19 protein-coding genes are annotated in these 20,829 nt (G+C 71.8%); 6 read left to right on the forward strand and 13 right to left on the reverse strand.

Annotation, left to right across the window (positions count from 1 at the left end):
• Positions 1-9: 9 nt before the first annotated feature.
• The 8 genes from hpnC to RM590_RS17115 form a co-directional block, all read right to left on the reverse strand.
• Positions 10-918 carry a squalene synthase HpnC gene (gene hpnC / locus RM590_RS17080; protein WP_394813883.1) on the reverse strand — a complete coding sequence of 303 codons (909 nt, stop codon included), beginning with the start codon at positions 916-918 and terminating at the stop codon, positions 10-12.
• 102 nt (positions 919-1,020) lie between these two features.
• A complete protein-coding gene (locus tag RM590_RS17085; protein ID WP_311705451.1) occupies positions 1,021-1,815 on the reverse strand; it encodes an ABC transporter ATP-binding protein in 795 nt (264 codons plus the stop codon).
• The gene (locus RM590_RS17090; protein WP_311705452.1) at positions 1,808-2,722 is read right to left on the reverse strand and encodes an ABC transporter permease; all 915 of its coding nucleotides are present in this window, start codon (positions 2,720-2,722) and stop codon (positions 1,808-1,810) included. The genes RM590_RS17085 and RM590_RS17090 overlap by 8 nt, the downstream gene beginning before the upstream one ends.
• Positions 2,723-2,807: 85 nt before the next feature.
• On the reverse strand, positions 2,808-3,653 hold the full coding sequence (locus RM590_RS17095) for a glycosyltransferase family 2 protein (RefSeq protein WP_311705574.1): 846 nt from the start codon (positions 3,651-3,653) through the stop codon (positions 2,808-2,810).
• Between the two features lie 47 nt (positions 3,654-3,700).
• On the reverse strand, positions 3,701-4,486 hold the full coding sequence (locus RM590_RS17100) for a CDP-alcohol phosphatidyltransferase family protein (protein WP_311705453.1): 786 nt from the start codon (positions 4,484-4,486) through the stop codon (positions 3,701-3,703).
• Entirely contained in the window at positions 4,464-5,525 is a 1,062-nt protein-coding gene (locus RM590_RS17105; RefSeq protein WP_311705454.1) for an iron-containing alcohol dehydrogenase family protein, read from the reverse strand. Before RM590_RS17105 ends, RM590_RS17100 begins: the two co-directional genes overlap by 23 nt.
• On the reverse strand, positions 5,513-6,265 hold the full coding sequence (locus RM590_RS17110) for a phosphocholine cytidylyltransferase family protein (protein ID WP_311705455.1): 753 nt from the start codon (positions 6,263-6,265) through the stop codon (positions 5,513-5,515). The genes RM590_RS17105 and RM590_RS17110 overlap by 13 nt, the downstream gene beginning before the upstream one ends.
• Positions 6,262-8,109, reverse strand: a complete 1,848-nt coding sequence (locus RM590_RS17115; protein ID WP_311705575.1) for a DUF5941 domain-containing protein — start codon at positions 8,107-8,109, stop codon at positions 6,262-6,264. The genes RM590_RS17110 and RM590_RS17115 overlap by 4 nt, the downstream gene beginning before the upstream one ends.
• A gap of 206 nt (positions 8,110-8,315) precedes the next feature.
• On the opposite strand from RM590_RS17115, the gene galE reads away from it, so the two are divergent.
• Entirely contained in the window at positions 8,316-9,293 is a 978-nt protein-coding gene (gene galE, locus RM590_RS17120) for a UDP-glucose 4-epimerase GalE (protein ID WP_311705456.1), read from the forward strand.
• A 136-nt stretch (positions 9,294-9,429) separates the two neighbouring features.
• The gene (gene idi, locus RM590_RS17125; protein ID WP_311705457.1) at positions 9,430-9,999 is read left to right on the forward strand and encodes an isopentenyl-diphosphate Delta-isomerase; all 570 of its coding nucleotides are present in this window, start codon (positions 9,430-9,432) and stop codon (positions 9,997-9,999) included.
• Positions 10,000-10,003: 4 nt separating this feature from the next.
• On the opposite strand, the gene RM590_RS17130 is transcribed toward idi, so the two are convergent.
• Positions 10,004-10,477 (reverse strand): ATP-binding protein, encoded by a 474-nt coding sequence (locus RM590_RS17130; RefSeq protein ID WP_311705458.1) that lies wholly within the window; start codon positions 10,475-10,477, stop codon positions 10,004-10,006.
• A gap of 230 nt (positions 10,478-10,707) precedes the next feature.
• On the opposite strand from RM590_RS17130, the gene RM590_RS17135 reads away from it, so the two are divergent.
• Together RM590_RS17135 and RM590_RS17140 are read left to right on the forward strand one after the other, a co-directional pair.
• Complete coding sequence (locus RM590_RS17135; RefSeq protein ID WP_311705459.1) at positions 10,708-10,929, forward strand: hypothetical protein; 222 nt, start codon at positions 10,708-10,710, stop codon at positions 10,927-10,929.
• 357 nt (positions 10,930-11,286) lie between these two features.
• Positions 11,287-13,053, forward strand: a complete 1,767-nt coding sequence (locus RM590_RS17140) for an ABC transporter ATP-binding protein (protein ID WP_311705460.1) — start codon at positions 11,287-11,289, stop codon at positions 13,051-13,053.
• A gap of 63 nt (positions 13,054-13,116) precedes the next feature.
• Here the strand turns inward: RM590_RS17140 and RM590_RS17145 are convergent, their stop codons facing one another.
• The 3 genes from RM590_RS17145 to RM590_RS17155 all read right to left on the reverse strand — a co-directional run bounded on the left by RM590_RS17145 (position 13,117) and on the right by RM590_RS17155 (position 18,576).
• Positions 13,117-14,724 (reverse strand): ABC-F family ATP-binding cassette domain-containing protein, encoded by a 1,608-nt coding sequence (locus RM590_RS17145; RefSeq protein WP_311705461.1) that lies wholly within the window; start codon positions 14,722-14,724, stop codon positions 13,117-13,119.
• Positions 14,725-15,032: 308 nt separating this feature from the next.
• Positions 15,033-16,010, reverse strand: a complete 978-nt coding sequence (locus tag RM590_RS17150; RefSeq protein ID WP_311705462.1) for an acyl-ACP desaturase — start codon at positions 16,008-16,010, stop codon at positions 15,033-15,035.
• A gap of 160 nt (positions 16,011-16,170) precedes the next feature.
• Entirely contained in the window at positions 16,171-18,576 is a 2,406-nt protein-coding gene (locus tag RM590_RS17155; protein WP_311705463.1) for a Tex family protein, read from the reverse strand.
• A gap of 191 nt (positions 18,577-18,767) precedes the next feature.
• On the opposite strand from RM590_RS17155, the gene RM590_RS17160 reads away from it, so the two are divergent.
• Positions 18,768-19,409 (forward strand): TetR/AcrR family transcriptional regulator, encoded by a 642-nt coding sequence (locus RM590_RS17160; protein WP_311705464.1) that lies wholly within the window; start codon positions 18,768-18,770, stop codon positions 19,407-19,409.
• Here the strand turns inward: RM590_RS17160 and RM590_RS17165 are convergent.
• Positions 19,375-19,800 (reverse strand): winged helix-turn-helix transcriptional regulator, encoded by a 426-nt coding sequence (locus tag RM590_RS17165; protein WP_311705465.1) that lies wholly within the window; start codon positions 19,798-19,800, stop codon positions 19,375-19,377. The two genes, RM590_RS17160 and RM590_RS17165, sit on opposite strands and share 35 nt — an antisense overlap.
• A 103-nt stretch (positions 19,801-19,903) precedes the next feature.
• Here RM590_RS17165 and RM590_RS17170 point away from each other — a divergent pair, with 103 nt between their 5' ends.
• Entirely contained in the window at positions 19,904-20,758 is an 855-nt protein-coding gene (locus tag RM590_RS17170) for an SDR family oxidoreductase (RefSeq protein ID WP_311705466.1), read from the forward strand.
• Positions 20,759-20,829 lie beyond the last annotated feature (71 nt).

Genomic DNA, 20,829 nt, shown 5'->3' on the forward strand with positions numbered 1-20,829 from the left:
GCTCGAAGCTCACGTTCCTCTTCGCAGTGTCGAGGCCGCCGCGTACAGCAGTCCGCCCTTGGACGCACGCGGTGGCCCTGCCAGCACGTCGTACCGCGCGTCGGCTATGGCCTGGGCCGCCGCCCTGCCGCCGCCGATGAACCCGGCGAGCAGCAGCCGCAGCCGCCCGGACACGCCGCTCATCAGGGGCGCGCCCTCGTCCAGCAGCCTACGTGCCCGGTCGGTGAGGTACGCGACCAGGGTCCGGACGGATGCGCCAGCGGTGGGCGCGGCCAGGTCGGCCTCGGTGACGTGGAAGCGCCGCATGATGTCGGCGGGCAGATAGATCCGGTCCCGGGCCAGGTCCTCGGCGACGTCCTGGAGGTGCTCGATCAACTGGAGGGCGGTGCACACGGCGTCGGAGCGGCGCACGCGCTCGGGCGACGAGGTGCCGGTGATGGCGAGCACCAGCCGGCCGACGGGGTTGGCGGAGAGCTCGCAGTAGCCGAGCAGGTCCTCGTAGGTGGCGTACCGGCGCACGCGCTGGTCGACGCGGTTGGCCTCGATGAGGGCGAGGAACGGGTCGGGGGTCAGCCCGCCGCGCCGCACGGTCGGGATCAGCTCGCGCAGCAGCGGGTGCCGGGGCGGCGTGCCGCCTCCCGCGCTGGCGAACACCCGGTGCAGATCGGATTCGAGGGCGTCCAGCATGGCGGGCCGGTCCTCGGCCCGGTCGGCGGGCAGGCCGAGCAGCCGGGCGTCGGCGCCGCCCGGGGGGAGGTCGCCGTCGCCGATGTCGTCGACGAGGCGGGCGAAGCCGTAGACGGCCATGAGGTCGCCGCGCCAGGCACGCGGCAGAAAACGCGGGGCCACCGGGAAGTTCTCGTGCGCGGCCTTCGCCAGCACGCTCTCGGCGTGCGGGTCGGAGGCGGGGGTCAGCACGGGCAGCCCGTCGTCACCATTGCCGTCATGCTCACACTTTTACCTTACGGTCGGACAACCGCCCGCCCCGGACACGCGGTTCGAGGCGGGGGCCGCGGCCGGCTACTTGCCGGTCTCCTCCTCGTACGCCTTCAGCACCTGGTCGGTGGGGCCGTCCATCACCAGCTCGCCCTTCTCCAGCCACAGCACGCGGTCACAGGTGTCCCTGATCGACTTGTTGTTGTGGCTGACGAGGAAGACGGTGCCCGCCTCGGCTCGCATCTCGCGGACCTTGGCCTCCGAGCGCCGCTGGAACTTCTTGTCCCCGGTGGCCAGCGCCTCGTCGATCATGAGCACGTCGTGGTCCTTCGCCACCGCGATGGAGAACCGCAGCCGGGCCTGCATGCCGGAGGAGTAGGTCCGCATCGGCAGGCTTATGAAGTCGCCCTTCTCGTTGATCCCGGAGAAGTCGACGATGTCCTGGTACCGCTGCCGGATCTGCTCCCGCGACATGCCCATGGCGAGACCGCCCAGTATCACGTTGCGCTCGCCCGTGAGGTCGTTCATCAGCGCGGCGTTGACCCCGAGCAGGGAGGGCTGGCCGTCGGTGTAGACCCGGCCGCGCTCGGCCGGCAGCAGCCCGGCGATGGCCCGCAGCAGCGTGGACTTGCCGGAACCGTTGGACCCGATCAGCCCGATGGCCTCGCCGCGGTAGGCGACGAAGCTGACGCCGCGCACGGCGTGCACCTCGCGCGTCTTGTAGCCGCGCTCGCGGCGGATCATGCGGCGCAGCGCCGCGGTGGCGGTGCCCCGGCCGCCCCCGCCGTGCACGCGGTAGACGATGTGCAGATCGTCGGCGATGACGGTGGGGACGCGCCCGTCGTCCACCGCACCGGCGGGGATGTTCTGTTCAGCCACGGCCGTACCGCTCCTCCGCCTTCCAGAAGTACACGAAGCCGCCCACACCGACGACGACCGCCCAGCCGAGGGCGTACAGCCAGCTCGTCATGGCGACGGTGTCCTGATAGGGCCCCTCGATGAGGGCGTAGCGCACCAGGTCCATGTACACCGCGGCCGGGTTGGCCTCCAGAGTATCCCCCACCCAGCCGGGCCAGGTCGTGTGCTCCTGCACCATGTAGTTGAGCGGGAACATGACCCCGGAGGCGTACATCCAGGTGCGCAGGACGAACGGCATGAGCTGCGCCAGGTCGGGGGTGGCGCTGCCCAGCCGGGCGAAGAACAGGGCCAGGCCGATGTTGAAGACGAGCTGAAGGGCCAGCGCCGGAACGATCAGGACCCAGGTCAGCGCCGGGTAGTGGCCGAAGCCCACCACGACGATCAGCAGGATCACCATCGAATACAGGAGCTGCTGGAGCTGCTGGAGGGACAGCGAGATGGGCAGCGAGGCGCGCGGGAAGTGCAGCGCCCGCACCAGCCCCAGGTTCCCCGAGATCGACTTCACCCCGGACATCACGGAGCTCTGGGTGAAGGTGAAGACGAACACCCCCGTCACCAGGAAGGGGATGTACTCGCTGTTCTCCATGTTGGCGCGCCCGTCCAGCAGCACGCCGAAGATCAGGAAGTACACGAAGGCGTTCAGCAGGGGGGTGAGCACCTGCCAGATCTGACCGAGCCTGGCCTGGCTGTACTGCGCGGCCAGTTTCGCCTGGGAGAAGGCGACTATGAACTGCCGACGCCCCCACAACTGCCGCACATACTGCGGCAACGGAGGTCGGGCACCACTGACGGACAGACCGTGACGGGCCGCGAGCTCGGCCAATGACAGATCACGGGGGGGCGCACTGTCGTGCGTGGTCTCACTCACCTTGAACTCTCGTCCTCACAGGGCACAAGCTGGAAGAAGCCGCGATGCATGCGACGGCTACTGGATGGTCTCAGACCCGAGCTTGTCAGATGACAGGAGGTCGTCCGAGCCGGGTCAGGCGCCATACCGTACGCCAACGCATCGGCTTCCGGGGACCGCAGGGCGTCCGCCAGCCCTCCAGGAAGCCACCGAACCACGCTTTCAGGGCGGCCCGGGAGGGCCGCCTCGCGATCGTCAGCAGCACCCAGTCGAGAAGATAGACGGGAATGAGCGGGAGTGGCAGATTGCGACGGGCCAGCCACACCCGGTTTCTGGCGATCATGCGGTGATAGACGGCGTGCCGGGAGGGCGCGGTGGCCGGATGGTGCAGCACGAGATCCGCGCGGTAGTCGATATTCCAGCCGGCGTCCAGGGCGCGCCAGGCCAGATCGGTCTCCTCGTGGGCGTAGAAGAAGTTGTCCGGCAGGCCGCCGACCTGCTGGAAGACCTGCGTGCGCACGGCGTTGGCGCCGCCGAGGAACGTGGTGACGCGGGAGGAGCGCAACGGGTCGGAGGCGCGCAGCCGGGGCACGTGCCGACGCTGCGTGGTGCCGTCGTCGGGGTCGGCGATGCGGAAGCTGACGATGCCGAGCTGGGGATCGGCGTCGAACGCGGACCGAACCAATTCGGCCGTACCTTTGTCCGGAAGCCGTCCGTCATCGTCCAAAAACAGCAGCACGTCGACCTCGCTGCCGCCCGGGCCGAACGCCTCGATGCCCACATTCCGACCGCCGGGGATGCCCAGGTTCTGCGGCAGTTCGAGGCTGCGCACACCGTCCGGCAGGCTGGGCAGCTCGACTCCGTTGCCCACGACGACGACCTCGATGGGCGCGCCGTCCTGCGCCGCCACCGAGTCGAGCAGCGCCCGTAGTTCCTCGGGGCGATTCCCCATGGTCAGGATGACCGCACCCAGTCTGAGCTGCGCCGTACCCACCGCGATCACCTCAGCCTGCTCGAGGCCAGAATGGACACCAGGTGCAGCAGGGTCTGCACCACCGCCACGGCGGCCAGCAGCACCACGCCGAGCCGGGTGAAGAACAGGTCGCCGCCGATCAGGTCGAGCACGGCGACGAAGAGGATCAGCAGGGACGCCTCGACCCCGCCGACCAGCCGGTGGAACTTGAGTGCCGCCGCCGCCCGGCGGGCCAGGGCCAGCCCGGACGACCGGGGTATGGCGGCCTCGTCCCGGACCGCGGCCAGGCCGCCGCGGGTCCGGGCGACGTCGACCAGATCCGTTTCGGCCTTGATCAGGATCGCGCCGAGCGCGGCCACCGTGCCCAGGAAGGCCCACAGCCAGTTGGGCGCGGCCTCCTCCTGGGCGAAGACGTCGGCGGCGCGGACGCCGAAGCCCACCAGCAGGGCGGCCTCGGCCAGGTAGTGCCCGACGCGGTCCAGGTAGACCCCGGTGATCGAGGTCTGCGCGCGCCAGCGGGCGACCTCGCCGTCGACGCAGTCGAGCAGCAGATAGAGCTGGATGAGCAGCGCGCCCAGGAGCGCGCCGGGCAGCCCGGGCACCAGAAGCGCCGCGCCGGCGGCGAGGCCGGCGAGGACCATCAGATAGGTGAGCTGGTTGGGCGTGACACGCGTGGTCACCAAGTGCCGGGTCCAGCGCAGCGAGATCTCCCGCATGTACAGGCGCCCGGCCCAGTGCTCACCGCTGCGCCGGTCCTTGACCCCCGGGGGGTGCACGACCGGCCTGAGTTCAGCTACTGATGGTTTTGACATAGTCCGCGTACTGGTCCCTGATCTCGTCGGTGGTCAGGTCGAGGTGCTCGAGGATGGTGTAACGGCCTGGTCTGGTCTGTGGGGCGAACGCCACGGCCGCCACGAATTCGTCCGCCTGGAAGCCGATCTCGTCGGGCAGCACGGGCAGTCCGTGGCGCCGCAGCGTCTCGGCGATCAGCACGCAGTGCTCGGGCTCGCCGCGCAGGTGCATGGCGAAGGCCGCGCCGAGGCCGACCTGTTCGCCGTGCGGCGCGGAACGGCGGGGGTGGAGCAGGTCGAGCGCGTGTGAGATCTCGTGGCAGGCGCCGGACGAGGGCCGGGTGTGGCCGGCGATCGACATGGCGATGCCCGAGAGCACCAGCGCCTCGGCGAGGACGGTGAGGAACGCGTCGTCGCCGCAGCCGCCGGGGTGGCGCAGCACGGCCTCGCCGGCCTGCCGCGCCATCGCGGCGGCCAGCCCGTCGATCTGCTCGCCGGTCTCGCGGTGGGAGAGCTCCCAGTCGGCGATGGCGGAGATGTTGGACACGGCGTCACCGATGCCGGAGCGCACGTAGCGGACGGGCGCCCGGCGGATCACGTCCAGATCGACGACCAGGGCGATGGGGGTGGGCACGCCGTAGGAGCCGCGGCCGGCGTCGTTGTCCAGGGTGGACACCGGGGAGCAGATGCCGTCGTGCGAGAGGTTGGTCGCGACGGCCACCATGGGCAGGCCGACGCGGGCCGCGGCGTACTTCGCGGCATCGATGATCTTGCCGCCGCCCAGGCCGACCACGGCGTCGTAGTGGCCCGAGCGCATGGCGTCGGCGAGCTGGACGGCGGCGTCGATGGTGCCGCCGCCGACCTCGTACCAGTCGGCGCCCGGCAGGGCCGGGGTCAGCCGTTCGCGCAGGGCGGCGCCGGAGCCGTTGCTGATGGCCACGGCGAGCCGCCCGGAGGAGGAGATCCGCTGGTCGGCCAGGAGCCCCGCCAGATTGTCCAGGGCCCCGGCGGTGATGTCGACCGATACGGGGGACGGGATGAGGCGGGTCAGTACCGGCACGCGATCTCCCGTCCCCGGGCGAGATCGTCGTGGTTGTCGATCTCGACCCAGCTCACCTCGCCGATGGCCGCGGTGTCGACGCGGAAGCCGCGGTGGACGAGCTCCTGATAACCGTCCTCGTAGTAGAGCTGCGGGTCCCGCTCGAAGGTGGTGCGCAGCGCGTCGGCGAGCTCGGCGGCGGCCTCGGGCTCGATGAGGGTGACGCCGATGTACTCGCCGGTGGCCTCGGCGGGGTCCATGAGCTTGGTGATCCGCTGAACGCCCTTCTCGGGGTCGGCGACTACCTTCATCTCCTCGTCCGCGAGCTTCTTCACCGTGTCCAGGGCGAGGATGATCCGCCGGCCCCGACCGCGGGCGGCGAGCAGGGTGCGCTCGACCGAGGGCGGGTGGACGGTGTCGCCGTTGGCGAGGATGACGCCCTCGGCGATCACGTCCCGGGCGCACCACAGCGAGTAGGCGTTGTTCCACTCCTCGGCCTTGTCGTTCTCGACCAGGGTGAGGCGAACGCCATAGCGGCTCTCCAGGGCGGCCTTCCGCTCGTAGACCGCTTCCTTGCGGTAACCCACGACGATGGCGGCCTCGGTCAGGCCGACCTCCGCGAAGTTGGCCAGGGTCAGGTCGAGGACCGTTCTGCTGTCCTCGCCCTCCGGGTCGACGACCGGCACCAGGGCCTTGGGCAGGGTGTCGGTGTAGGGGCGAAGACGCCGTCCGGCGCCAGCGGCCAGCACAAGGCCGATCATGCGGGTTCTCCTGTTTCGTCGTGTACGGCCGGTGCCTGGGAGGAGATCCAGAAGCGGATGCTCTCGCCCAGCACCAGGAGCGCCGTGGCCCCGCCAAGGACCGTGAGCGCGGCGGTGAAGCCCTGGCCGGTCGCCCAGAGGGCGGCTGCGGCGGTGACCACCAGGGCCCGCCCCTCGTGACCGCCGGTGGCGAGGACCAGCCGGCGGGGGGGTGCCCCGGCGCCGCCGCGGAGGCGGTACACCGTGTCGTAGTGATGGTAGGCGCAAGCAGCCACCAGGAAGAAAGACGCCGGCAACGCTCCGTTCACTCCGCTGTCGGCCGCCAGGATGAGGACGGTCACATATTCGCCGCACCGGAAGAGCGGGGGGAGCAGCCAGTCGAAGGGCCGGGTGAGGGGCGCGGCGACCGCGCGGCCCGCGCACAGGGCGTAGAGCGCGGCGGCGGCGACACCCGCCCAGCCGCCGGCCACGCCCGGGATCAGCAGCGCGCCGGTCAGCAGGGCGGTGCCTGCCAGGGCCCACAGCGGCGCGGTGAACGCGCTCCCCCCGGCGGGGCGGGGGCGCGGGCGGGCGACGGCCTCGGCGAGCGGGCCGCTGTCGGCGAGGCCGGTGAGGGCGGTGGCGGTGCCGGGGCCGCCGCCGGACAGCCGCCGGGAGCGCAGCAGCCGGCCGGCGATGGTGTAGCAGCCGGCCAGTCCGCTGGCCACCAGCAGCACGGTCAGGGTGACGCGGGGGGTGGTCAGCGCGGTGAGGACGGCGATCAGGGCCCAGCGCTCGCCGATGGGCAGCACGATCATGCGGCGCAGCCACACGGTCCAGCCGATGCGGTCCAGCCGGCCTGACAGGGCCGTGGCCCCGCCGCTGCCGCCGCCGGGGGCCGCCGGCGGGTGCGCCTCGTTGAAGGCGAAGTCCACGATGTGGCGGCAGGTCTGGAGGATCATGGCGCCCAGTGCCAGGGCCCAGACGTCGTCGCCGCCCCGGGCCGCGCCGAGGGCGAGCCCCGCGTAGTAGGCGTACTCCTTGGCCCGGTCGAAGGTGGCGTCCAGCCAGGCGCCGAGGGTGGAGAACCGCAGGGAATAGCGGGCGAGTTGGCCGTCGGTGCAGTCCAGCACGAACGAGGCGAGCAGCAGCGCCGCCGCGGCGACGAATCCGCCACGGGTGCCGGTGGCGGCGCAGCCGGCGGCGATCAGCGCGGTGATCAGCGAGGCGGTGGTGACCTGGTTGGGGGTGAGTCCCCGGCGGGCGCCCCAGCGGGCCAGGTAGCGGGAGTAGGGGCTGACGAAGTGCGTGGTGAAGAAGCCGTCGCGGGACTTGACGGCGGAACGCAGGCGCACGGCCTCGTCGTCCACGGCGGCGACCGCCGCGGCGGCCTCGGCGCGCTCGTCGTCGGTGGCGGGCACGGCGGCCACCAGGGTGCCGAGCTCCGGGCGGTGCACGGGAGTTCCGGTGCCGTCCAGATGCGCGGCGAGGCGGTCGGGCACGCGGTCGGCGGCCGGCGGCTCGGCGGGCCCGGGGCGCGCGCCCCTGGCGGCCAGCCGCGCGGGGACGGCGGCGGCCGACACGGCGGCGGTCAACGCGTCGCGCCGGGACGGCAGTACGGTGACCGCGCCCGAGATCGCCGCGGCGTCGAACCGGGGGTCGGTGAGGCCGAGGCGGAGGCTGTGGCGGTGCCCGACGAAACGCGGATCCACCACGGCGACGCGCTCACCCGCCGGTACCGAGGAAAGCGCCTCCGTCAACCCGGAAACTCCGTCCACCACTCGAACGGAGAAACCCAGCGCGCGCAGGTCGCTTTCGAGTGGCGCCCCGGAAAGGGGCGGACCGGTGAGGATAGCGGTCGACAGCGAACTCACTCCTTGGGGCAGAACCGTCTCTGCGGCTGCACGTCGGCAGAGATTATCTGATGACCACCGTGTGGCAAGAATGGCGTTGACGTCAGGAAACCCGGAGTTCATATGGAGCGGCCGTCACAGCAGTCGATGCGACTCTACGAGATCAAGCAACTACAGGACGCAACCGCCGTGCGCGCGCCAGAGGTTAGGCTGCCGACATGAGCTGGCTGATCACCGGTGGTGCCGGATACATAGGGGCGCACGTCGTCGATGCCATGCGGGGCGCGGGCGAGCGCGTGGTGGTGGTGGACGACCTCTCCACCGGCGCGGCGGCGCGCCTGCCGGCGGACGTGCCGCTGGTGCGCGGTTCCGTGTCGGACCGGGCGCTGCTGGACGAGACGCTGGCGGCCCACGGCGTGACCGGGGTGGTGCACCTGGCCGCCCGTAAGCAGGTCGGCGAGTCGGTGGCCGAGCCGCTGACCTACTACCGGGAGAACGTGCACGGGCTGACCGTGCTGCTGGAGGCGGTCGCCGCGGCCGGGCTGCGGCGCTTCGTGTTCTCCTCCTCGGCGGCGGTGTACGGCACGCCCGGGGACGGCGGCCCGGTCACCGAGGAGACGCCCTGCCTGCCGCAGAGCCCGTACGGGGAGACCAAGCTGGCCGGCGAGTGGCTGGTGCGCGCGGCCGGCCGCGCGCACGGCATCGCCACCGTCTGCCTGCGGTATTTCAACGTGGCGGGCGCGGCCCGGCCGGAGCTGGCGGACCTGGGCGCGGCCAACGTCATCCCGATGTTCTTCGAACGGCTCGGCCGCGGCGAGGCCCCGGAGATCTACGGCGACGACTACCCCACGCCGGACGGCACCTGCGTACGCGACTACGTACATGTCGCCGATCTGGCGCGGGCCCACCTGGTGGCGGCGCGGCATCTGGCCGGGCGGGAGGGCGGCGACCTGACCGTGAACGTCGGCACCGGGCAGGGCGCGTCGGTGCGGGAGGTGGCCGAGCTGGTGGCGGAGATCACCGGCCGCCGGGAGCCCGCGGCCCGGGTCCGCGGGCGGCGCCCGGGCGATCCGGCGCAGGTGGTCGCCGCGGCCGGACTGGCCCGGGAGCGGCTGGGCTTCACCACGCGGCACACCCTGGCGGAGATGATCTCCTCGGCCTGGGACGGCTGGCGGCTGCACCACCCGGGGCTTTGACGCCGCGGTTCACCACCGCCGCGCACATCTCTCCGGCTCCCGGGAAGCGTCCGGGGCGGCGGTCCGGTGCGGCAGACTGGTTCGAGCGAGTCCGCGAGACATCCCAGACATCCCCGGAAAAGTCAGGAAAGTACACATGCCCCACAGCGCGCCCGTCGTGGCGGAGCCGGTCATGCTGGAGCTGGTGGACGAGGACGGCAGGACCATCGGCACGGCGGAGAAGCTCACCGCCCACCAGGCGCCCGGGCGGCTGCACCGCGCGTTCTCCGTGTTCCTCTTCGACGCGGACGGGCGGCTGCTGCTCCAGCGGCGCGCGCGGGAGAAGTACCACTCCCCCGGCGTGTGGTCCAACACCTGCTGCGGACACCCGTTTCCGGGCGAGCCGCCGTTCCTGGCCGCCACCCGGCGCACCGCCGAGGAGCTGGGCGCGGCCCCGGCGCTGCTGCGCGAGGCGGGCACCGTGCGCTACAACCACCCGGACCCCGCCTCGGGGTTGGTCGAGCAGGAGTACAACCACCTCTTCGCCGGGCTGGTGACCCAGCCGCCGCGACCGGACCCGGCCGAGGTGCTGGACACGGCGTTCGTCACCCCGGAGGCGCTGGCCCGGCTCCGGGAGGAGAGCACGTTCTCGGCCTGGTTCGGCACCGTCCTGGACGCGGCCCGGCCGGTGATCCGGGAAGTGACGGGCGCCGCCGCCGGCTGGTGACGCCTCAGCCCGCGTCGAACGGGAGCGCCGCCCACACCACCTTGCCGCCCGCGGCGGTCGGCTCCACCCCGCAGTCACCGCCCGTCTCCAGGGCAATGGCCTTCACGAGCAGCAGCCCGCGCCCACTCGTGTGCTGCCGTTCTGGGTTCGCCTCCAGGGCCCGCGGCCGGTAGGGGTGCCCGTCCTCGACGGACAGCCGCAGCCCGTGCGCGTCCAGGACCACCTCGACGCCGATCTCGGAGGTGAGCAGGGCGGCGTGCCGGACGGCGTTGGTCACCAGCTCCGACAGGATCAGCAACGCTCCCTGGAGCCGGTCGCCGGACAGCGGGGCGCGCTGCCGGCGGACGAGGTCGCGCACCACGTGCCGTATCCGCGGGACCGAGACGTCCAGCGGGGCGACGGTGAACCGCCAGGCCCCGGTGCGGCCGGGCGCCAGAGAGGCGACGGGGGGTGGCAGAGCGCCTGATCGACTGTTCATGGGTCCGGCACCAGTCTCTCTTGCTCGCGTGGTCTTCGGCTCTTCCGAGTGTTGGCATGTGCCACGGCGACATGACCCAGTGAGCGCAACTCGTCACATATGAGGCGTACCCCGATCAACTCGATTCATTTCCGATAGATTTACGACCATCTTCTTGCCCCCCCTCGGGGGCCTCACCATTGAGGTGACATGATCATCTGACAGCGACTGGAGGCGACCGAAGGAGCGCGATGAGCCAGCATCCGCAGCGGGTGTTCGTGAGCAACCAGCAGGTCCACTGCCCGTTCTGCCGCTACCACCTCTTCAGCCAGCGCGACATCAAGCTCAACAGCACGGGCATGTCACTGCTCGGGCTGGACTGGGCGAACAAGTCGGCCACGGGACTGATCTGCGGCCAGTGCGGCCACGTCCAGATGTTCCTCGAACCACAGATCCGCTGCGAGCCCGCCTGAGGGCGGCGCCCCCCGGCCGACGCGGGGCGCCTCGCGCCCCGGCGTCACCCGACCGGGCGGGCGCACCGTTGCGAACGCGCGGCGGGCCATCGCCTCGGGGCGAGCGCCGGTCCGCACCGTCACGCGTGGCGCGAATATACGGAAGATGAGAAATCGCACCGCGAGTAGGCGACGACCTCCGCCTTTTCGGTACACTCGGCGCCATCCATGACTACTATCACGATGTATATGAATTACCCCGAACCATAAGGAATAGGGCAGATCCCTTTTGCTGTCCATATTTCGGAGGATGTTCGAGGTGCTTCAGGGGCAAGGTCATTCCGACTGAATCCCCTGGACGTTGGAGTGCTGCAAGTCATGGCTCTTCCGCAAGGTCCCCTGGAGCACCGCTACCAGGGGGAGCACCCAGTGCGGACCCTCGCCTATCTCTTCCGGGAAGACCGCCTCCGGCTCCTGGTCGCCGTATTGGCGTTCATCGTGAAGCACAGCCCGGCCTGGCTGCTTCCGCTGGTCACCGCGAACATCATCGACATCGTCGTCGAGCGGCGGCCCATCTCCGAGCTCGTCGGCAACGCCATCGTGCTCGTCGTGGTCCTGATGCTCAACTACCCCACCCACATCCTCTACGTGCGGTGCATGCACGGCAGCGTGCGCCGCGTCGGCACCGCGCTGCGCTCGGCCCTCTGCCGCCGCATGCAGGAGCTGTCCATCGGCTACCACTCCCGGGTCAGCGCGAGCGCGCTCCAGACGAAGGTGATCCGCGATGTGGAGAACATCGAGACATCGGCGCAACAGAGCGCGGACACGGGGCTCGCGGCGGTCATCACGCTCGCCGGCGGCCTCGGGGTCATCGCGCTGCGGGTGCCGGCCGCGCTGCCCGCGTTCGTGCTCGTCGTGCCGGCCGCCGCGCTGCTGGTGCGCCGGCTGCGCGGCCGCATGCGCAGCCACAACGAGGCCTTCCGCCGGCAGGTGGAGCAACTGTCCTCCCGGGTCGGCGAGATGACGAGCCTGATTCCGGTCACCCGCGCGCACGGCCTGGAACGGACCGCCCTGCTCCGGGTGGACGGCTCGCTGCGCCAAGTGCTCATGGCCGGCATACGGCTCGACCTGCTCAACGGCCACTTCGGCGCCCTGGCCTGGATTCTGCTCCAGGTGATCGGGCTGGCCTTCCTGACCGCCGCCGCGCTCGTGTCGTACTACGCCTGGCTGCCGGTGACCCCCGGGGACGTGGTGATGCTCAGCACCTTCTTCACCACCCTCACCGGCTCGATGACGATGCTCATGGGCCTGGCGCCCATCTTCAACAAGGGACTCGAGTCCGTCCGCTCCGCGGGCGAGGTTCTCCAGGCCCCGGACCTGGAGGTGAACGCGGGCAAGGCCGAGGTCACGGCGGTCAAGGGCCGGCTGGACTTCGAGGGCGTGTACTTCCGCTACGACGGCGAGGGGCCGGCCGCCGTCGCCGACTTCGACCTCGCCGTGCCGCCCGGTGAGACCGTGGCCCTGGTGGGCGCCTCGGGGGCCGGGAAGTCGACCATCCTCAACCTGCTGATCGGCTTCATCCGCCCGGTGTCGGGGCGCATCCTGCTCGACGGCACCGACATGGCGACGCTGGACCTGCGCAGCTACCGCCGTTTCCTCTCGGTCGTGCCGCAGGAGTCCGTGCTGTTCGAGGGCACCATCCAGGAGAACGTCGGCTACGGCATGGGCGACGTCGACAGCCAGGCCGTCCGGAACGCGCTGCGCGACGCCAACGCCCTGGAGTTCGTCGACCGGCTGCCCAACGGCCTGGACACGATCGTCGGCGAACGCGGCGCCCGGCTCTCCGGCGGACAGCGCCAGCGCATCGCGATCGCCCGTGCGCTGATCCGCGATCCGCGAATTCTGGTCCTCGACGAGGCCACCTCCGCCCTCGACACCCGCTCCGAGGCGCTGGTCCAGGAGGCGCTGGGCCGCCTGATGCGCGGCCGCACCGTGTTCGTGGTCGCCCACCGCCTGTCCACCGTCCGCGGCGCCGACCGCATCGTGGTCATGGACCAGGGCCGCATCTGCGAGATCGGCAGCCACGCCGAACTGCTCAGACGCAACGGCGCCTACGCCCGGCTCCAGGCGACCCAGATGAGCTGACGGAAGGGCCGCGCGCGGGGCGCCACCGCCGGGGGCGCCCCGCCGCCCTGCGCCGGGCACGCCTCACAACGGCTCGGACTCCGCCAACTCGCCGTCCAGGCGCAGCCACCGGGTGATGCCCAGCATCCGCAGGAACGGCACGTCGTGGCTGGCAACCAGCAGCGCGCCCCGGTACGACTCCAGCGCGGAGACGAGCTGCCGGACGCTGGCCAGGTCCAGGTTGTTCGTCGGCTCGTCGAGCAACAGGAGCTGGGGCGCCGGCTCGGCCAGCATCAGGGCGGCCAGCGAGGCGCGGAAGCGCTCGCCGCCGGAGAGCGAGTCCACCCGCTGATCGGGGCGTTCCTTCCGGAACAGGAAGCGGGCCAACTGGGCGCGGACGCGCTGCGGTTCGGCCCCCGGCGCCAGCCGCCGCACATTGTCCAGGATGGACAGCGACTCATCCAGGATGTCCAGCCGCTGGGGCAGATAGCGCAGCGGGACGTGCGCGGTGACCTCGCCGGACACCACCGACAGTTCACCGGCGATGGTGCTCAGCAGCGTGGACTTGCCCGCCCCGTTGCGGCCGACCAGGGCGATCCGCTCCGGCCCCTGGACCTCCAGGCGGGCCCGGGCGCCGAAACGGATCTCCGCGTCGTCGAGCGTGAGCACCCGGCGGCGCGGGGGAACGGCGGTGTGCGGCAGGTCCACGCGGATCTCGTCGTCGTCCCGCACCGCCCCCTCGGCCTCGGTGAGGCGTTCCCGGGCCTCCGCGAGCCGTCCCTCGTGGAGGAGGCGGTACTTCCCGGCGGACTCCTGGGCGGTGCGCTTGCGCACCCGCATGACGGCGCGGGGCTCGCGCTTGTTCTCGAACGCCTTCTGGGCGAAGCGCTGCCGGCCGGCCAGCTTGTCGTGGGCCTCGATGAGTTCGCGCTTCTGCCGACGCACATCGGCCTCCGCGGACCGCACCATCCGCTCGGCGGCCTCCTGTTCGACGGCGAGGGTCTCCTCGTACTCGGTGAGCGTGCCGCCGAACCAGCGCACGTCGCCCGCGCGCAGATCGGCGATGTTGTCCACGCGGTCCAGCAGTTCGCGGTCATGGCTGACCACGACGAGCACGCCCTGCCAGGCGGCGACGGCCGCGTACAGCCGCGTTCTGGCGTCCCGGTCGAGGTTGTTGGTCGGCTCGTCCAGCAGCAGCACCTCCGGCTTGCGGAGCAGCAGCGCGGCGAGCCGCAGCAGCACGGTCTCGCCGCCGGAGACCTGGCCCACGGTCCGGTCCAGGCCGATGTGCGACAGGCCGAGCTGATCGAGCGTGGCGCGGGTGCGCTCCTCGATGCCCCAGTCCTCGCCGACCACGGCGAAGTGCGCCTCGTCCGGGTCGCCGCCCTCGATGGCGTGCAACGCGGCCCGGATCCGGTCGATGCCGAGCACGCGGTCCACGCGCTGCGTGGTGTCGAGGGTGAGGTTCTGCGGGAGGTAACCGATCTCGCCGGCGACCCGGACGACGCCGGCCATGGGCGTGAGTTCGCCCGCGATCAGCCGCAACAGGGTGGACTTTCCGGTCCCGTTGAGGCCGATCAACCCGGTGCGTCCGGGGCCGATGGCGAGTTCGAGCCCCTTGAAGAGAGAGGTGCCGTCGGGCCAGGCGAACGTCAGGCCGTGGCAGACGATGTGAGTGGTGGCGGCGGACATGTGGGCCTCCGTGTGCTGACAGCGCGGGGTGAATATGCGGCTACACAGGGAGACACCGGGCCCGGACCGGGGCGCTGGCTGACCGGAGGAGAAGAGGGAAGGGCGAGAGGACTGCCGTTCACATCCGAGGTCGATCGCGAGGCGCGGCGCGCGTACGGGGTCAGCGGGATCGCTGACGCGCGGCGGACGGGCTCACGGTGTCTGAGACCTCAGAGGCTCAACGGACTCTCCCAACGACGGCGACAGGGCCGGGACCGACTGTAGAGCCGGTCGCCGGCCCCGGCAAACCCCTTTTTTCAGCCGGCGCGTCAGCCGGCGCGCTCCGCCCGGGCCGCGACGCGGGCGCGGCGGGCGGCGAGGCGCTCCTCGAAGAGGCTGGCCTCCGTGTCCAGGCCGTTCAGGAACGTGCCCAGCTCGTCCTGCGCCTTGAGCCCCTCGGGACCGAGCCCGCCGAGCTCCATGGTCTTCAGGAAGCGCAGCACCGGCTGGAGGACGTCGTCGTGGTGGATGCGGAGGTTGTAGATGCCGCCGATCGCCATGCGGGCGGCGGCCCGCTCGAAGCCGGGCATGCCGTGTCCCGGCATCCGGAACCCGACCACCACGTCGCGCACCGCGCGCATGGTCTGGTCGGGGGCCAGCTCGAAGGCCGCGCTCAGCAAATTGCGGTAGAAAACCATGTGCAGGTTCTCGTCGGTGGCGATGCGGGCCAGCATGCGGTCGCACACCGGATCGCCGGACTCCCGGCCGGTGTTGCGGTGGGAGATGCGGGTGGCCAGCTCCTGGAAGGCGACGTAGGCCACGGAGTGCAGCATCGAGTGCTGGTTGTCCGACTCGAAGCCCTCCGACATGTGGGCCATCCGGAAGTTCTCCAACTGGACCGGGTCCACGGCTCGGGTGGTGAGGAGGTAGTCGCGCATCACGGTGCCGTGCCGGCCCTCCTCGGCGGTCCAGCGGTGCACCCAGGTGCCCCAGGCCCCGTCCCGGCCGAACATGGTGGCGATCTCGTGGTGGTAACTCGGCAGGTTGTCCTCGGTCAGCAGGTTGACCACCAGGGCGGTACGGCCTATGTCGGTGACCTTGGACTGCTCCGGCGCCCAGGGCTCGCCGCCCAGCGGCCCGTCGAAGTTCCGCCCCTCGCTCCACGGCACGTACTCGTGCGGCATCCAGTCCTTGGCCGCCTTCAGGTGCCGGTTGAGCTCCCGCTCGACCACCTCCTCCAGCGCGAAAAGCAGCCGGGTGTCGGTCCACTCGTCGGGCCTGGTCTCGGGGGTGCGGTCGAAGGTCACGGGGTCTCCTGCGAGAAAACGGGGCTACTTACGAAACCGTAGGTTACGGCACCGTAAGTTGTTACTCGCCGGTCTGGCAAGGAGAGCGGAGAGAATTCGCCAACGCGAAAGGCCCGGACCCATTCGGTCCGGGCCTCCTCGCGCGGGTCGTCCGCGCCGGTCAGTCGCGCTTGCCGCGCCCGGGGTTGAGCAGGCCGGCCCGGCGAAGGGCGTCCGCCATCGCGCTGTTGGCCGGCGGCGCCTCGCGCCGCTGCCCGCCCCGGCCGCCCTCGGCCCGCGCGCCACCGCGCCGGTCGCGCTGCCGGGGCGCCCCGCCCCGGCCGCCGCGGTCCTCGCGCTCCCGTTCCCGCTCCCGGCCGCGGCCGCCGCCGGCCGCCGGCTCCTCATCCAGGCGCAGCGTCAGCGAGATCCGCTTGCGCGGCACGTCCACGTCCAGCACCTTGACCTTCACGATGTCGCCGGGCTTGACCACATCGCGCGGGTCGGACACGAACTTTTTGGACATCGCGGAGACATGGACCAGGCCGTCCTGGTGGACGCCGACGTCGACGAACGCGCCGAAGGCCGCGACGTTGGAGACGACGCCCTCCAGGATCATGCCCGGGGCCAGGTCGCCGAGGGTCTCGACGCCCTCCTTGAACTGCGCCGTCTTGAACGCCGGGCGCGGGTCGCGCCCGGGCTTCTCCAGCTCCCGGAGGATGTCGGTGACGGTCGGCAGGCCGAAGGTGTCGTCCACGAAGTCGGCCGGCTTGATCGACCGCAGCGCCGTCGCGTTCCCGATGAGCGCGGACACATCCGTGCCGGAGGAGCCCACGATGCGGCGCACCACCGGATACGCCTCGGGGTGCACGGCGGAGGCATCCAGCGGGTCGGTGCCGCCGCGGATCCGCAGGAAGCCCGCGCACTGCTCGAACGCCTTGGGCCCCAGCCGGGGCACCGACTTGAGCGCGCTCCGGTCGGGGAAGGGGCCGTTGGAGTCGCGGTGGGCCACGAGGTTCTCCGCCAGGGTGGTGCCGATGCCGGAAACGCGGGCCAGGAGCGGCACCGAGGCCGTGTTGACGTCCACGCCGACGCCGTTCACGCAGTCCTCGACGACGGCGTCCAGCGAGCGGGACAGCTTCACCTCGGACAGGTCGTGCTGATACTGGCCGACGCCGATCGACTTGGGGTCGATCTTGACCAGCTCGGCGAGCGGGTCCTGGAGGCGGCGGGCGATGGAGACGGCGCCGCGCAGGGAGACGTCCAGCCCGGGCAGCTCGGCGGCGGCCACGGCGGACGCGGAGTAGACGGAGGCGCCGGCCTCGGAGACGACCATCCGGATCGGCTTGCGCTCCGGGAGCCGGGCGATCAGCTCACCGGCCAGCTTGTCGGTCTCGCGGGAGGCGGTGCCGTTCCCGATGGCGATCAGCTCGACGCCGTGCTCGGTGACGAGCGCGGCCAGCCGGTCCAGTGCCTCGTCCCAACGCCGGTGCGGGACATGGGGGTAGATGGTGTCGGTGGCCGCCACCTTGCCGGTGGCGTCGACCACGGCGACCTTCACCCCGGTGCGCAGCCCCGGGTCCAGGCCCATGGTGGCGCGGGTGCCGGCGGGGGCGGCGAGCAGCAGGTCGCGCAGGTTCGCCGCGAAGACGCCGACCGCCTCGTCCTCGGCGGCGGTGCGCAGCCGGGTGCGCAGGTCGATGCCGAGGTGCACCAGCAGGCGGGTGCGCCAGGCCCAGCGGACGGTCTCGGCGAGCCAGGCGTCGGCGGGCCGGCCGCGGTCGGCGATGCCGAAGCGGTGGGCGATGGCCCGCTCGAACGAGGAGGGGCCCGCCTCGTCGGACGGCTCCTCGGGCTCCAGGGTGAGGTCGAGGACCTCCTCCTTCTCGCCGCGGAACATGGCCAGCACCCGGTGCGAGGGCAGCTCGGTGAAGGGCTCGGCGAAGTCGAAGTAGTCGGCGAACTTGGCGCCGGCGGTCTCCTTGCCCTCGCGCACCCGCGACACCAGGCGGCCCCGGGTCCACATCCGTTCGCGCAGCTCGCCCACCAGGTCGGCGTCCTCGCCGAACCGCTCGGTGAGGATCGCGCGGGCGCCGGTGAGCGCGGCCTCGGCGTCGGGCACGCCCTTGTCGGGATCGACGAAGGCCGCGGCGGCGGCGAGCGGGACCACGTCCGGGTCGCCGAGCAGCCCGTCGGCCAGCGGCTCCAGGCCCGCCTCGCGGGCGATCTGGGCCTTGGTGCGGCGCTTGGGCTTGTAGGGCAGGTAGATGTCCTCCAGCCGCGCCTTGGTCTCGGCGTCGCGGATGGCGGCTTCGAGCGCGTCGTCCAGCTTCCCCTGGGCGCGGATGGACTCCAGGATCGCCTCGCGTCGCTCCTCCAGCTCCCGCAGGTAGCGCAGCCGCTCCTCGACGGTGCGCAACTGCGCGTCGTCGAGGGTGCCGGTGGCCTCCTTGCGGTAGCGGGCGATGAACGGAACCGTGGAGCCGCCGTCGAGCAGCCCCACCGCGGCCCGTACCTGCCCCTCCCGTACGCCCAGCTCCTCGGCGATCCGCTCTTCGATGGACCGGCCTGCGACGGACTGTGTCACGATCAACGCTCCGCTTTCCCGGCGCGCTCTGCGCCGCGGTGTGCATTGTGGCAGGGCGCACCGACAACCGCTGGCTCAGGCGCGCCCGCCGGGGAGCTCGCCGGACCGGGCGGGCGCGGCTCCGGTGCCGGGCCGGGGCAACGGAGGTGCCCCCGGAGTAAGTTCGGCCGACCCGCCGTACCATGCCTCCCATGGGAGCCGACACGACGCCTTCGGGGTCGCGCGAACTCAAAAAGCGGCGCACACACGACGAACTGCTGCGCGCCGGCCTGGATCTCTTCCTCACCCGGGGGTACGAGAAGACGACAGTCGGCGACATCGCGCAGCGGGCCGAGGTCTCGGAGCGCACCTTCTTCCGCTATTTCGCCAACAAGGAGGAGCTGGTCCTGCGTCCGCTGCGGGACGCCAGCCATGCCCTGCTCGCCGAGGTGAAGGGCCGTCCGCCCGAGGAGGAGCCGCTTGAGGCGCTGCGGGCCGGGGGAATGGCCGCGATGCGGCGGGTGATGGCGCCGACGCCGGAGCTGTATCTGAACACACTGCGGGTGATCGGCTCGGAGCCCGAGGCGCGGGCGGCCGTTCTGCGCTTCGGGGCGGAGGAGCAGCGGGACCTGGCCGCGGTGCTGGCGGCCCGGGAGAGCACCGAGCCGGGTGATCTGCGGCCGGTGCTGCTGGCCGCGGCGTTCACCGCCGCGGCCATCCAGACCACGCTCTCCTGGGAGGAGGGCGCCGACGGCACGATGGCGTCACTGGAGGCCATGAGCGAGGCGCATCTGACGACGCTGCACGAGGCGGTCGCGGTCAGTTGGCGGCGGGAGAAGCCGCGGCAGGACTAGCGGCAGCCTGGCGGGTGCCGGCGCGCGCGCGGTCGTAGCGCTCCTGGGTGGCCCGCACCTCGGGCATCCGCTGCTCGACCCACCGCGCCAGTCCCCACACCTGCCGGGCGGCCTCCTCGCCCAGCGGCGTCAGCGAGTAGTCCACGTGCGGCGGGATGACCGGGCGTGCCTCGCGATGCACGAATCCGTCGCGCTCCAGGGTCTGCAGCGTCTGGGCGAGCATCTTCTCGCTGATGCCGCCGATGGCCCGGCGCAGCTCGCTGAAACGCATGCTGCGCTCGTCCAGCAGCACGGCGAGCAGCAGGACGCCCCAGCGGCTGGTGACGTGCTCCAGGACCGCGCGAGAGGGGCAGTTCGCCGCGTTCACATTGCATTCGAAGCTCACGCTCATGCCAGTACCTTACTTCAAGGTGGGTACTTTCGCATAGTTAGTGTGCTGCGTACGCTCGTTCTCAATCGCCCGAACGGGATGAACGAGGAAAGAGAGCCTGCGCATGCTTGTCGTCACCGGAGCCACCGGCCAGTTGGGCCGACTCGTGATCGACACCCTGCTGACGACGGTCCCCGCCGGGGAGATCGCGGCCGTCGTCCGCGACAAGGAGAAGGCCGCGCCGCTCGCGGCGCGCGGCGTCGAGGTCCGGGTCGGGGACTACGACCGGCCGGAGACGCTGGAGGGCGCCTTCGGGGCCGGCGACCGGGTGCTGCTGATCTCCGGCAGCGAGGTCGGCCGGCGGATCCCGCAGCACCGGGCCGTCATCGAGGCGGCGAAGGCCGCGGACGTCGCCCTGCTCGCCTACACCAGCATCCTCGGCGGGCCGGCCGCCGACTTCCGGCTCGCCGAGGAGCACCAGGCCACCGAGCGCGAGATCGCCGGGGCCGGGATCCCCTACACGCTGCTGCGCAACGGCTGGTACCACGAGAACTACACCGGCCACCTCGCCTCGGTGCTGGAGCACGGCGCGGTGCTCGGCAGCGCCGGCGCGGGCCGGATCGCCTCCGCCTCCCGCGCCGACTACGCCGCCGCGGCGGCGGCCGTGCTGACCGGCGAGGGCCACGAGGACGCGGCCTACGAACTGAGCGGCGACACCTCGTGGAGCCTCGCCGACTACGCGGCGGAGGTCGGCCGGCAGTCCGGGCGCGAGATCGTCTATACCGACCTGTCGACCGAGGCGCACGCCGCCGCCCTGGCCGGGGCGGGACTTCCCGAGCCGCTGGCCGCCATCCTGGCGGACGTGGACGACGCGATACGGCGCGGGCTGCTCGCCGGCACCTCCGGCGATCTGTCCCGGCTGATCGGCCGCCCGACCACGCCGATCGCCGACGCCATCGCGGCGGCGCTCAAGGATTAGCCATCCGGCGCGCGAAACCGCTCCCTCCGTGGCTTTCCGCGCCCATTGCCCTCCGGACCACTCGTCCGGGT

Source organism: Streptomyces litchfieldiae, assembly GCF_031845365.1.
GTDB classification, from domain to species: Bacteria; Actinomycetota; Actinomycetes; order Streptomycetales; family Streptomycetaceae; genus Streptomyces; species Streptomyces litchfieldiae.

Excerpts from the sequence above, each read along its gene's own strand:
- RM590_RS17095 (WP_311705574.1), bottom strand. The coding sequence starts at position 3,653 with ATGGGGAATCGCCCCGAGGAACTACGGGCGCTGCTCGACTCGGTGGCG.
- RM590_RS17100 (WP_311705453.1), bottom strand. The coding sequence starts at position 4,486 with ATGTCAAAACCATCAGTAGCTGAACTCAGGCCGGTCGTGCACCCCCCG.
- RM590_RS17110 (WP_311705455.1), bottom strand. The coding sequence starts at position 6,265 with ATGATCGGCCTTGTGCTGGCCGCTGGCGCCGGACGGCGTCTTCGCCCC.
- galE (WP_311705456.1), top strand. The coding sequence starts at position 8,316 with ATGAGCTGGCTGATCACCGGTGGTGCCGGATACATAGGGGCGCACGTC.
- idi (WP_311705457.1), top strand. The coding sequence starts at position 9,430 with ATGCCCCACAGCGCGCCCGTCGTGGCGGAGCCGGTCATGCTGGAGCTG.
- RM590_RS17130 (WP_311705458.1), bottom strand. The coding sequence starts at position 10,477 with ATGAACAGTCGATCAGGCGCTCTGCCACCCCCCGTCGCCTCTCTGGCG.
- RM590_RS17135 (WP_311705459.1), top strand. The coding sequence starts at position 10,708 with ATGAGCCAGCATCCGCAGCGGGTGTTCGTGAGCAACCAGCAGGTCCAC.
- RM590_RS17140 (WP_311705460.1), top strand. The coding sequence starts at position 11,287 with ATGGCTCTTCCGCAAGGTCCCCTGGAGCACCGCTACCAGGGGGAGCAC.
- RM590_RS17145 (WP_311705461.1), bottom strand. The coding sequence starts at position 14,724 with ATGTCCGCCGCCACCACTCACATCGTCTGCCACGGCCTGACGTTCGCC.
- RM590_RS17160 (WP_311705464.1), top strand. The coding sequence starts at position 18,768 with ATGGGAGCCGACACGACGCCTTCGGGGTCGCGCGAACTCAAAAAGCGG.
- RM590_RS17165 (WP_311705465.1), bottom strand. The coding sequence starts at position 19,800 with ATGAGCGTGAGCTTCGAATGCAATGTGAACGCGGCGAACTGCCCCTCT.
- RM590_RS17170 (WP_311705466.1), top strand. The coding sequence starts at position 19,904 with ATGCTTGTCGTCACCGGAGCCACCGGCCAGTTGGGCCGACTCGTGATC.